We start from the raw sequence: 11,543 nt of genomic DNA, 5'->3' as shown, positions 1-11,543 counted from the left end.
CCCCCTCAAAGGGGACCGGAGGTTCAAATCCTCTCGCCTCCGCCACGCGTGACAACTGAAGACCGGCGCCCGTAGCTCAACGGATAGAGCATCTGACTACGGATCAGAAGGTTGGGGGTTCGAATCCCTTCGGGCGCGCTGCAGGTCAAAGCCACTTTTCTTGACTTTTGAAAGTGCGCTTTGTGCCGTTTTGACGACGGTGAACTGAGCACCTGACTGTGCACCCGACGACACCTGACCTGTGCTCCGTCGAACATCCGCTCACGGGCGAGCGGCTGACTTTTCTCGAGACCGCAGCAAGTTCGCAGGAGCGATCTCTTGTGGGTTTCCGCATTCGATGCCCGCGGTGAGGCGCCATGGTCGTCAGCGCCCTCGGCTGATGCTTGACGCCTCGGTACCGCGGAGGTCGCCGGGAGTCGTCGCGATCCAGTCCGCCGTGCAGAGATGGTGACACGATATCGAGGTGATTGACGGTCCGGCCGGTGCCGAAGACTTGTTGGCACACCCTGGAGATGCTGGTGAGATCCGGGGGTTGGCGATGTTGTTTGCCGATCTGGTGGATTCGACGGCGCTGTCCACCCAGGTGGAGCCCGAGACGTATCGCTTGGTGGTAGGACGGTACCGCGAACGGGTGCTGCGCATCGTGAGCGGGTATGACGGGCATATCGGCTCCACCAAGGGTGATGGGTTGCTGGCGGTCTTCGGTCATCCGATTACGCACGAAGACGATGTGAGCCGTGCGGTACACGCCGGGCTGGAGATCACGCGGGAGGTGTCCCGGCTCAGTGATCAGTCGAAACGCCGATTCGGTTTCGGCGTCAATGTGCGGGTGGGGGTGCACTGGGGTCTGGTGTATCTGGACACCGCCCACGGCGACTTCCACGGGTCGGCGGCCAATGTCGCGACCCGGATCTCGGGCCTCGCACCACCGGGCGCAGTTGTTGTCTCGGATGCGGTCGAGACGTTGATAAGTAACGACTTTGAGTTGGAAGCGCGCCCGCCAGTGGCGGTCGAGGGCTTAAAAGAGCCGATCATCTACTACCGAGTGCTGAGTGAGCGCGCGCCGGCTGCGTGAATACATTCGGATGCCCTGCCTGACCCCAGCAGCGCGTCACTGCGGCTGCGGTGTGGATGACGTCAGGACCGACAGATAACGCTTTCGTTCCGGCAGTGGGCTATTGGCGGCGAACCGGCCGACCACATTGACGAGCGCTGCACGTGCGGGTTCTCCGCGTAGTTCGAAATCATCGAGAGTGGTGCGAAGTTCGTACAGGTCGGCACCCTGTTGGCGGGCAATGCCAAGGGCGGCAGCCAGATCCGCACGACGGGCAACGGAGTCGGTGTGGGTATGCGCGCGAAGGCGCAGCAGCTCGGCTTCGTAGAAACACATTTCGATGTCGCGGCCCAGCTTAATGGCCATATCCAGCTGGGCGCGAGCTTCTTCGCGACGACCGACGGCGGTCAATAGCTGTGCGAGGGCACCGTCGAACAACGTGATGAATACGGTCAATCCGGCGCCGCGGACGGTCTTCACGACTTCGGCCGCGCGCGCAATGTAAACCGACAGCAGGTCGGCGTTGGTGTCGTCGGCGCAGATCAAACCCATGGCGTCGACGATGGCTCGCTGAGCAGCGCCCCACAGTGCCCACACTTCGAAGCCGTGCCGATCGGCGTGGTCGACCAGTTCGGCGGCGAGGGTGGCGGCGCGATCTAGTTGGTGCGCCTCGATGCGTATCCAAATCTCGAAGAAGCGCGCGAAAGCCAAGCTGAACGGGCCTTGCGGGAAGCTGAGTTCGTCAGCCCGGCGTGCGGCCCGCAGCAGCTCGGCCTCGGCGCCGCGGAGGTCTCCGCCCGCAAGCCGGTCGAGACTAAGGATTCCGTGCGCCATGGTCATGGGGTCGGTCGGCGCGAACCACAGCGCCTCAAGCGTGTGGTGGCCCGCCGCGGCGAACTCCGCCGTCGCCGCTTCCATCTGCTCACGCGCGCCAGCGAATCCACCGTTCATCCACGCCCCGATGCCCATGGCGGCTTCGACCACGGGCCGGAAGTACTCCCGCCCGGCGTTCATTCCCGCGTGCAACGACGTCAGCACCCGGGCGGAACGGGGCAGATCCCCAACGGCGAAGTAGTACCCGGCCAGTGCGAGCAGCGTGGCAACAACTTCGTCGTCGCGCACATCCGTCCCGCCCAGCCGCAGGCACTCCTCGAAATCGGCCGCCGTGGCCTGATTCAGCGGTCCCTCGGCGGCGGTCGCGAGGAACCCACGCTCCAGGCGCACCGCCACCTCCCGCACGTCGCGGGCACGCCCCGGCACCTGCTTCTTGATCTGGACAAGGGCCCGAGTCAGATAGCCGCGGGCCTCCGTGAGGGCGCCGCGACGTCGCGCCTCCGCCGATGCCTGTTGATACGCCGACACCGCCTCGCCGGTGTTCTCCGCCTGCTCGTAGTGCGTGGCGACCAACTGCCAGTCGGGGTCCCCACCCGCGCCGCTCACCAGGGCGTCGGCGACCTTGGCGTGCAGGCTGCGCCGCACGCTCGGCGGCGCCAACTCCGTGGCGACCTCGCGGAGCAGCTCGTGGCGGAATCGCCAACCGCCTGTCCCCCACGGCTCGAGCACCCGCGCCTCCTCGAGTTCGCCGAGGACGCGGTCGAGTACATCGTCGCTGAGGTCGACCACGGAGCCGAGCAGGCCGCGGTCTAGCTGGCGGCCGATGAGCGCCGCCGCCTCCACAACCGGCACCACGTTGGCGCTCGCCCGCAGCCGGGCGAGCAAGGGCTCGTACAAACCTTCCGGCACCCCGGTCTGCGTGAGCCCGCCGACGACCTGCTCGATGTAAAACGGCACCCCGTCGCAGCGGTCGGCCACAGCCGCCCGAGCACGTGCCGACAGATTAGGATCGAGGGCGACGATAAGGTTGTCGGCCTCGTCCCTCGTCAATGGGCCGAGGTCGATCACCTTCACTGGCCAATCGGCGGGCAGCCATGGGCCGGGGCGTCCCGTCACCACCACGAGCAGCCGGCCCTCGGCAGCATCCAGGAGTGACCCAAGTCTTTCGATGGTGGACGGGTCGAACCAATGCGCATCCTCGACCACCACCATGCCCGGGCTCTCGCCAACGCAGGCCAGGAGATAGTCCAGAACTGCTTGTCCGATCAGTTGATAGAGTTTGCGTCCCTCTGCGGCAGCGGGGTCGTACCCGTGTTCCGGCGCGATGCTCAGCACCGGTGCCAGCAACGGCACAGTGCTTGCCGTATCCAGTCCGCGGGCCATTAGCTCGGCTTCGAGGAGCCGCAGCCGCTGACCGTGGGGGGTAAGTCTGCTGATGCCGCAACGCTGTTCGAGCAGGCTGCGTACTGGGTGCAAACCGGCGTCAGTGTGCAACGCCGATCCCGTCAACGCCAACACCACCGCTCCCGAGTCCTCGGCTAGTCCGGCGGCGGCGGCCGCCAGCCGAGACTTGCCGATCCCCGGCTCGCCACGCAACACCACCCCCGGGGTCGTCAAGGTGCCGGCTTGAGCGTGCGCCCAAATGTCTTGTAACCGCGCAAACTCGCGGTCGCGGCCCACAAGGGGGGTGTGCATCACATTCGCTTGCGTCGCTCGCTCACCCAGCACCCGGTGGTGGGCGATCAACTCTGCGACTCCCTTGACGGCGGCTGGTTCGCACGGCTCTAACTCGAAGGTGCTACGTATCAACGGCGCCACAGCGTCCGAAATCACGACGGTTCCGGGTTGGGCCAGACCCGACACTCGCGCAGCCAGGTTGGCGCCCAGACCGTAGACATCATTTTGGGCGGTGTCCAGATAGACGAGTCCACGATGTACCCCCGCCCGCGCAGCGATCTCCACCCCGAAGCGGCGCCGGACCTGCTCACCAAGACGCGCTACCTCGCGGGTCACTTCCAACCCCGCCAGCACCGCCCGACGTACGTCGTCCTCGTGGGCTCTCGGGTGACCGAATACCGCTAGGAGGCCCTCACCCGTCGGGGAGCCGATATAGCCGTCAAAGCGATTCACGATATTTAGCACCAGGTCGCGGTAGCGGCCCACCAGCAGCCCGTAGGTATCGAGCTCGGCGTGGCTGGCCAACACCGCGGAATCAACTAAGTCCAAATACAAGATCGCCAAGCGCCGGATTTCACCAACATCGCTGGGGGCGGTGAGCAGATCCTCGGCTTCAGCATTCCCATGGTCGACGGTCAGCACGTGGTCGGCCAGCGTGGTGGCGGCTACCCGATCACCGCGGTTGATCGCTGCCACCGCCTGATCCAGCAGGTCATCGATCGACGAACCAGCGGCAAGGCGGGCCTCGCGCGCGGGACCCAGCCCACCATCGCTCACGTCAATATCCTGTCATCCGAACACTTGTCGACATAGCCAGAACGAGATAGTCGGCGCTTTCGGCGTCAGGCGTACGGCCGGCTGCTCCGCCCGGTTGTAGCGCCTAGCAATATCGCAGCTTGATGCGCACCGTTGGGGTGTGGGTGACGTTGGTCGCTTCGGCCATGCCCGCCACCTGTCGGGAAAGCTCGTTGCGGTCTCGGCGGGCTGGTGGTGCGCAAAAAGTGCCTTAACCGTAACCACTGGAACACTCTGTTCGAGGCCCGCGTGGTGATCGGCGACTTCGAGAACGAGCACAACCACGGCACCGCCATTCGACCCTGGGTACTTGACCCCGGCCGAGTACGCTGCCCGATGCACGCACATCCACCACCCTGCGCTCTGCGAGATCAACTAACGCGGGCTGACCACCACGCGAAATGCCCTCGCCGGTCGCAACAGGGATGGTCGCCGCCGCTCATCGAGGTGTCACAGTGTTTTCGGGTCCCGATCGCGTCGGGCTGGCGGCCAAGCGATCAACGATGTCGGCCAGACCGGCGAAGCCGGGGGCTGCGCAAATGTCGGCGGCCACGCGCCGGCTGGCTTGGCGGTAATGCGACTGGTTGAGCACCGCGAGAATCTCACGGCGCAGGGCGCGGCGTGTTGGGCGTTCGCTCCTGATACGCCGCCCGACGCCAGACCACGCGACGCGAGCGCCTACCTCGGGCTTGTCTTCCTTGCCGCCGGTGGCAACGATCGGCACGCCGTACCGCAACGCGTACTGGACGCCGCCATAGCCGCCGTTGGTCACGTAAACCGCGGTGCGGGGGAGCAATTCGTCGTAGGGCAGGTACGTTGCTGCGCGGGCGTTGGGAGGGAGCGGGGGCAGCGTGTCCAGTGGGCGACCGCCTGTTGCGACCACGACGAGAACATCGTCTCCGGCTAGCGCATCCAACGTGGGCGCGATGGCTTGCCCGTAGTCGGTGTTGGCAAGCGTGCCCTGCGTGACGTGGATGACGGGTCGGCTCCCGTCGAGATCGGCCCACCATGGCGGTAGCGGAGCCTGCGAGCCGGTGGCAGACAGCGGCCCGACGAAATGCAGCGTGCGGGGCGCATCGGACCGGGGGTATTCGAACGAGGGCACGCTGAACTGCACGAGCGCGTCGGCCCGGCGGCCCCAGTCGACGAATGTGCCCGGCATGGGGGTGCCGTGCACCTCGCGATGCAGGTCGTCGATGACCTGATACGGCCGTCGCAGAACCTGGCGGTTCAGCGACGCCAGTGCGATGTTGCGGGGACCGTTGAGTATGCGGGCCGGCGGCAGGCCCATCCCGAAGGGAGCGGTATCGCGGCTCTCGACGGGCAACGGGGCGATGCCGCAAAAGATGACCGGCGGACGCGTCGAACGCGGATGCGCCAGCAGGAACGCGGCGCCGAGGAAAAGCGGTTCGGCCAGGATGGCGTCGGCGGGACGGGCCGCAAGGGCAGCCATGAGCGTCTCGTATTGGGCCGTGGCGGGTCGGGCGATGACGTGCTCGATGTCGAAGGCGATCGCTTTGATGCCCTTCAATCGAGCGCGCTCGGGAAAGCTCCCGATAATTGACCGATCGTCGAAGTCGGCCTCGGTCGGCAGCGGTACATACGACGCACCCGTGGCGTGGACCTTGTCGGCGAAGCGCGCGCCGGCGATGAAGCGCACGTCGTCACCGCGGTTGACGAAGTTCTCGGCGACCGTCAACAACGGTGTGATATGACCGTGGAAGGGCACGCTGACGATGAGGATGGATGACACTGTTGCCCTCCGGGGCTTGCCCGTCACCTTGATTATGCTCTAATAGTATTCATTACTATGGTACGGCAGTCAATATCGGACAAGACTTCGCGGTCGTATCGATCAACACTGCGCGAGCAGCAGGCGAAGCAGACGCGGTCGCGGGTCGTCGCAACCGCGGCGCAGCTCTTCGCCGCTGAGGGTTACGCGCGCACCACCTTCGCGAAAATCGCGGCCGCCGCTGGTGTCTCCGCCGAAACTGTCCAAGGCCACGGGCCCAAGGCTGCTCTCATGATCGCCGCCGTCGAATACGCGGCGTTGGGCGTGAGCGGGGAGGAGAACGTCTTCAACCTGGATGTCGGCCGCCGAATGCTGGCCGTCGACAACTGCACGCAGGCGGCGGATGCCCTCGCTGCGATGCATTCGGAAATGTTTGAACGAATCGCACACCTGGCGTTGGCGCTCATCGGCGCTGCCAGCTCCGACCCGGAGTTGGATCGGTACCTATCAGACACTCTTGCGAGCGTCAATCTGCAGATACGACGAATCCTCGATGTCTATCGTGGCCGCGGATGGCTGCGTGTGGACGTTCCGTTCGATGAGCTCGTCGAGACCACCGTGGTGCTTGCCAGTGTGGAAACCTACCTGCAGATCACCCACCGCGACGGTTGGAGCGTCGCCGCCTACCGAACATGGCTTCGACGCATGCTGGCAGAGGCGGTCTTCCTACCGCCGCAGGCGAATTGACAATCCTCCTAGCGGCCGCGCACGCGTATACCTCGTCTTGCATCGATACGTCATGATCTTGGGACGAGGGCGTCAAATCCGCTGCCTGCAATCGATGGAACAGCTCTTCGAAGGTCGAGTGGCCCGGGCGAAGTCGAACGCGAGCCTAACCACCGCCATTGGCCGCAGCGTCCGTCCCCACGCCGGCCGAGTAAGTTACGTGCTGAAGGTACACAATCACCCGGTGGCCCGCTGCATCAACGAAATCCGCAAGCGCCACAACCGACTCTAAATCCGTGCGGACTCAGTAACGGGGACTCGCCAGCCGGGTATGAGGGAAGCGGGGGGAGTGTCACTGTTTCGTACCGAGGTGACGACAGTTCTGACGACAACGACGACGACAATCAGGCTTCCAGACACCCTCAACTACACGACAATTGAACTCGTATCATGCCTTGTCGCACAATCCGCCCGTGCCTACGGATCAGAAGGTTGGGGGTTCGAATCCCTTCGGGCGCGCATCAGCTCAGCTGCGCGCGCCAGTCAGCTGAACCGTTAAGCCGGAGTTGGTTGTGGCCGCGGGTATTCGGCGATAACGTTCGGCTCATGATGACGATCAGCAGTGCGGAAACGATGGACCTTGTCGGTGGTGGCGCGGGCGGTGGTCGCTTCGGCGGCGGTGCCGGCGGTGGTCGCTTCGGCGGCGGCGCCGGCGGTGGCCGGTTCGGCGGCGGTGCCGGGGGCGGGCGCTAGCTTCTTACACCTTCCCGGCTCGGGACGGACGCGCGTCCATGGCGATGCCCGTCCCGGGTCGTAGTGTGCGCACGGTAAAGCGGGTCTACCCAACTAGGTGATCGGGCCGGCCGGGGCGTCCCGGTCGGCGTCGCCGAGCAGATCGAGTTGCATCCATGCGACGTCGTGCCACTTGCCGAGTTTCCATTCGACCCGCCGGTACAGGCCGACCTCCTGGAACCCGAAGGATCGATGAAAACCGTTGCTGGCCTCGTTGGGCTGGGTGATGCCGGCGATGGCCCGCCGGTAGCCGCGCTCTGCGAGCCGGCGCAGCAGTCGCGTGTACAGTCCGCGGCCACCGCCCGCGCGATGATGGTCAGCGTCGACATAGATGCCGGTCTGAGCCGACCATCGGTAAGAAGCCACGCGATAAAGGGCGTGCCCGTAGGCGTAGCCGATGACCCGTTCATCGTGTTCGAGGACGAGCCATTCGTGGGTCTCGCGGGCCGCGGTGATGCGCGCAGCCATCTCGTCGACGGTCGGGACTTCAACTTCCCAACTGATCGCCGTGTCCAGAACGTAGGGGCGGTATATCGCCACGCAGGCGGCCGCATCCTGGGGGACAGCCGGACGCACAAGGCCGATCCTCGCTTGCATGCCGACAGTCTTTCAGTCCGCCCTCGGGCGGCTTCCCCGCGACCGGCTCAGACCGGCGTCCAGTCGTCCCAGAACTCGGAGAAGTCCAACGTCGATTGCGGGAGCGGGGCGGCCCTGATGATCTCGCGGAAGTGATCTTGCCAACCCCACCACAGGCAGATGATGAAGACGTACTGGTACCAGCTGAGCTGATAGCCGTCCGGTATGGCCTCACCCTTGTTCTCCGGTGCGAACACGACGATCGCCAACAGGCCGATCGCGACCGACGCGGGGAGCTGGATCCTCCCGGTCGTCCAGATGCGGATCTGCTGGGGCTGAGGCCCGTGGGGGGTCAGCTCGAATCCCCGGGGCAGCTCGTCGTCGTGGCCGTGGCTCCATCGGTGAACGCCGTACAAGACGTCGGCGATGTCGGGACGGCCGTCGGGCATGTCCGACTTCACGGCGATGGGAAAGCGGCTCTGGTCGAAGTCGATACCCGGGGCCGCCATCACCCGGAAGATGTCCAGCGAGTCGCGGATTGTCCGCTTGAACCGGGTTGCCACCCCCAGCTGCGGATAGCGCTTCCTCGCGGTTGCATCGACGGCGTTGCCGGCATGAACCATCGCCGCATCCCACTCGCGCCGTTCCCAATGGTCGAGTGAATGCCTGACAGAGTCCCCCACGTCCACGCCTCGGATGCTAACCGCCGAACAGCCGATGTGTCTTGACTATGGGCGCGGTTCGAACGGCCGCCGCGGCGGGACGGTCACGGTCTGGGTGACCGTGCTGGTTTCGGTGCTGGGCGAAACCGTGACCGTGCTCGACGGGACGGTCGTCGTAGGCGTGTCGGTGCTCGGCGGCGGGGCCGTTTCCGTGACGGTCTGCGTCGGCGCGCCTCCGCCGCCTCCGTGGTGGCGAGGTGGCTCCGCAGCCGTGGTCGTCACTGTGGTGGGAACGGGCGTCGTGGTGGTGCTCGGAGCCTGCGGCGCGGGGGAAGCGGCCACCAGCTTGACCACCGCATATGCCGCGAGGCCGAGCACTATCACCCCGATTGCGCCGGCCGCGACCAGCGCCAAGGGGCGGCGATACCAGGGCGTCGGGGGCTCGGGCGGCTCGGGCGCCGGCTCGTCGTAATAACCGCCGTACCCGGCGGCCCGGGTCGGCTCGAGTAGAAATCGGGATTCTCGGGGTAGGGCGGCACGAGGGGAGATGTTAGTAGGTCAGGGTTGTGTGTCGATCAGCGTCAGCGCTCGCTCGAACAGATGCACCGTGGCCGCATGGAGTTGGTCGCCCACCTCCTTTTCGGCCTTGCCCGCGCAGGCCCGGGCCAGCGTGCCCTCGATCACGATGCCGAGCTTGAAGCAGGCGAGCACCGTGTACCACGTGATATTGGACAGGTCGCGGGTGGCGTTGGCGGCGTAACGCCGGAACAGGTCGTCGGTGCTGGCCAGCCCGTCCTGGCCGCCGAGGGCGTGGCTGAACACGCTGGATCCGTCGGGCTGGCGCCAGGTGGCCAGCAGCCAGCCCAGATCCAGCAAGGGGTCACCGATCGTGCACATCTCCCAGTCGACGATGGCGACGACCTCCGGCCCGGCGCGGGAGAACATGACGTTGGCGGCGTGGTAGTCGCCGTGCATGATGCCGGGGGTCCAGGTCGTCGGTCGGCGGCGCTCCAGCCAGGCGGCGACCTGCCCGACTCCGGGGATGTCGGGCCCGGGGTAGTTCTCGTACTCCCGATAGGACTCGAGCTCGGAGAGCCAGCGCGGTACCTGACGCTCCAAAAAGCCGGCCGGTTTCCCGAAGTCGGCCAGCCCGACGGCGACATGGTCCACGGCGCCGAGTTTCGCCAGGGCGTCGGCCATCGACAGCCCCATCCCGAACCGCACCTGCGGGTCACCCGCGTGTAAGGGCGGCAGCCCCTCGCCGGCGTTGAACCCGTCGACCGGTTCCATCAGGTAGAAGATGGCGTCGCCGAGCACGCCCGGGTCGTCGCACGTGGCGATCAGGTGCGGGTGGGGCACGTCGGAGCCGGCCAGCGCCGCAAGGACTTTGGTTTCCCGCAGGATCACGCTGTTGCTGCGCGGGCGCAGATGCCGGGGTCCCCGCCGCAGCACGTAGGGCCGGCCCGCCCGGGTGAAGCGCAGCATGACGTTCTGCGTGCCGCCGGTGACGTCGGCGACGTCCTCGAGCGGACCCTCTCCGAGTCCCTGCTCGGACATCCATTCCGCTACGGCCTCGAGGTCGACGTGATCCACGTTCATGCCGCCGCCGGCGTACGCGTCATGGGAAGAAGCCTAGGTCACCGGCGACGGGCGGCGAGTCGAGCGGGAGGCTGGAACAATAGTGTGCGGAACTAATGGACTTCGGGGCTGGAAGGGAAATGGCGATGCCGCGTACCGACAACGATTCCTGGGACATCACTCAAAGCGTGGGAGCCACCGCACTGGGTGTTGCCGCGGCGCGTGCCGCCGAGACCGAGAGCACGAACCCGCTCATCAGCGACCCGTTCGCGCGCGTCTTCGTGGATGCCGCGGGCGAGGGGATGTGGAGCATCTACGCGGACCCCAAGCTGCTGGCCAAGGCGGTCGAGCTGGAGCCGGAGGTGCAGGCGCGGATACAACTGATGATCGACTTCATGGCCACCCGCACAGCGTATTTCGACGAATTCTTTCTCGGCGCGGCCGACTCCGGCGTCCGTCAGGTGGTGATCCTGGCCGCCGGCCTGGACGCGCGCACCTGGCGGCTGCCATGGCACGACGGCACGGTGGTGTACGAGCTCGACCAGCCCAAGGTGCTGGAATTCAAGTCCAACACGTTGCGCGAGCACGGCGCGGACCCGAAGGCGCGGCTGGTCAACGTGCCGATCGATCTGCGCCAGGATTGGCCAAAGGCGCTGCGGGAAGCGGGCTTTGACCCGTCGCGACCGGCGGTCTGGTCGGCGGAGGGGCTAGTCCGCTACCTGCCGGCGCAGGCCCAGGACCTGTTGTTCGAGCGCATACATTCCCTCAGCGCCCCGGGCAGCTGGCTGGCGTCAAACGTGCCCGGCGCCGGATTCACCGACCCCGACCTCGTCCGGCGCCAGCGCGAGGACATGCAGCGCATGCGGGCCGCGGCCGCCAAGCTGGTCAACACCGAGATCACCGACTTCGACGACCTCTGGTATCCCGAGGAGCGCACACCCGTCGACGCCTGGCTGCGCGAGCACGGCTGGGACGTGTCGACGGCGACGTTCCCCGAGCTGATGGCTCGCTACGGACGCAGCGTCCCGCAGGGCACCGAGCAGGTGATGCCACCGACGCTGTATGTGTCGGCGCGGCGGCGAGGGTGAAATAGGTCGCGGCACAGCGGGTTACGGAA

At 66.2% G+C, this 11,543-nt stretch carries 10 protein-coding genes, 1 tRNA gene and 1 pseudogene; 7 read left to right on the top strand and 5 right to left on the bottom strand.

What is annotated here, in order from left to right:
- Positions 1 to 65 precede the first annotated feature (65 nt).
- Together VMD50_RS15755 and VMD50_RS15750 are read left to right on the top strand one after the other, a co-directional pair.
- Positions 66 to 138, top strand: a tRNA-Arg gene (locus VMD50_RS15755).
- A 325-nt stretch (positions 139 to 463) separates the two neighbouring features.
- The gene (locus tag VMD50_RS15750; RefSeq protein WP_325428671.1) at positions 464 to 1,075 is read left to right on the top strand and encodes an adenylate/guanylate cyclase domain-containing protein; all 612 of its coding nucleotides are present in this window, start codon (positions 464 to 466) and stop codon (positions 1,073 to 1,075) included.
- A gap of 36 nt (positions 1,076 to 1,111) precedes the next feature.
- On the opposite strand, the gene VMD50_RS15745 is transcribed toward VMD50_RS15750, so the two are convergent.
- The gene (locus VMD50_RS15745; RefSeq protein WP_325428670.1) at positions 1,112 to 4,342 is read right to left on the bottom strand and encodes an ATP-binding protein; all 3,231 of its coding nucleotides are present in this window, start codon (positions 4,340 to 4,342) and stop codon (positions 1,112 to 1,114) included.
- 457 nt (positions 4,343 to 4,799) lie between these two features.
- Positions 4,800 to 6,113, bottom strand: coding sequence for a glycosyltransferase (locus VMD50_RS15740; RefSeq protein ID WP_325428669.1), 1,314 nt, complete (start codon positions 6,111 to 6,113; stop codon positions 4,800 to 4,802).
- Between the two features lie 57 nt (positions 6,114 to 6,170).
- Here VMD50_RS15740 and VMD50_RS29865 point away from each other — a divergent pair.
- The 3 genes and pseudogenes from VMD50_RS29865 to VMD50_RS15730 form a co-directional block, all read left to right on the top strand.
- Positions 6,171 to 6,344, top strand: a pseudogene (locus tag VMD50_RS29865) (TetR family transcriptional regulator); the annotation flags it as partial.
- Positions 6,345 to 6,383: 39 nt separating this feature from the next.
- A complete protein-coding gene (locus VMD50_RS15735; protein ID WP_325428668.1) occupies positions 6,384 to 6,839 on the top strand; it encodes a hypothetical protein in 456 nt (151 codons plus the stop codon).
- A 585-nt stretch (positions 6,840 to 7,424) separates the two neighbouring features.
- Positions 7,425 to 7,571, top strand: a complete 147-nt coding sequence (locus VMD50_RS15730) for a hypothetical protein (protein ID WP_325428667.1) — start codon at positions 7,425 to 7,427, stop codon at positions 7,569 to 7,571.
- 93 nt (positions 7,572 to 7,664) lie between these two features.
- Here VMD50_RS15730 and VMD50_RS15725 read toward each other — a convergent pair whose 3' ends face one another.
- Both VMD50_RS15725 and VMD50_RS15720 read right to left on the bottom strand, forming a co-directional pair.
- A complete protein-coding gene (locus tag VMD50_RS15725; protein WP_325428666.1) occupies positions 7,665 to 8,207 on the bottom strand; it encodes a GNAT family N-acetyltransferase in 543 nt (180 codons plus the stop codon).
- Between the two features lie 47 nt (positions 8,208 to 8,254).
- Positions 8,255 to 8,875 (bottom strand): hypothetical protein, encoded by a 621-nt coding sequence (locus tag VMD50_RS15720; RefSeq protein WP_325428665.1) that lies wholly within the window; start codon positions 8,873 to 8,875, stop codon positions 8,255 to 8,257.
- A 28-nt stretch (positions 8,876 to 8,903) separates the two neighbouring features.
- On the opposite strand from VMD50_RS15720, the gene VMD50_RS15715 reads away from it, so the two are divergent.
- Complete coding sequence (locus tag VMD50_RS15715) at positions 8,904 to 9,320, top strand: hypothetical protein (protein WP_325428664.1); 417 nt, start codon at positions 8,904 to 8,906, stop codon at positions 9,318 to 9,320.
- 86 nt (positions 9,321 to 9,406) lie between these two features.
- On the opposite strand, the gene VMD50_RS15710 is transcribed toward VMD50_RS15715, so the two are convergent.
- Positions 9,407 to 10,447, bottom strand: a complete 1,041-nt coding sequence (locus VMD50_RS15710; RefSeq protein ID WP_414686084.1) for a phosphotransferase family protein — start codon at positions 10,445 to 10,447, stop codon at positions 9,407 to 9,409.
- A 125-nt stretch (positions 10,448 to 10,572) separates the two neighbouring features.
- Here VMD50_RS15710 and VMD50_RS15705 point away from each other — a divergent pair, with 125 nt between their 5' ends.
- The gene (locus VMD50_RS15705) at positions 10,573 to 11,514 is read left to right on the top strand and encodes a class I SAM-dependent methyltransferase (RefSeq protein ID WP_325428663.1); all 942 of its coding nucleotides are present in this window, start codon (positions 10,573 to 10,575) and stop codon (positions 11,512 to 11,514) included.
- Positions 11,515 to 11,543 lie beyond the last annotated feature (29 nt).

The sequence above is a fragment of the Mycobacterium sp. genome (assembly GCF_035506235.1).
Taxonomy (GTDB): Bacteria; Actinomycetota; Actinomycetes; order Mycobacteriales; family Mycobacteriaceae; genus Mycobacterium.
This window is presented reverse-complemented; position numbering and strand designations above follow the sequence as displayed.

What these genes read in the sequence shown, in the direction of transcription:
- VMD50_RS15705 (WP_325428663.1), top strand. Translation starts at nt 10,573, where the DNA reads ATGCCGCGTACCGACAACGATTCCTGGGACATCACTCAAAGCGTGGGA.
- VMD50_RS15735 (WP_325428668.1), top strand. Translation starts at nt 6,384, where the DNA reads ATGATCGCCGCCGTCGAATACGCGGCGTTGGGCGTGAGCGGGGAGGAG.
- VMD50_RS15730 (WP_325428667.1), top strand. Translation starts at nt 7,425, where the DNA reads ATGATGACGATCAGCAGTGCGGAAACGATGGACCTTGTCGGTGGTGGC.
- VMD50_RS15715 (WP_325428664.1), top strand. Translation starts at nt 8,904, where the DNA reads ATGTGTCTTGACTATGGGCGCGGTTCGAACGGCCGCCGCGGCGGGACG.
- VMD50_RS15710 (WP_414686084.1), bottom strand. Translation starts at nt 10,447, where the DNA reads ATGAACGTGGATCACGTCGACCTCGAGGCCGTAGCGGAATGGATGTCC.
- VMD50_RS15725 (WP_325428666.1), bottom strand. Translation starts at nt 8,207, where the DNA reads ATGCAAGCGAGGATCGGCCTTGTGCGTCCGGCTGTCCCCCAGGATGCG.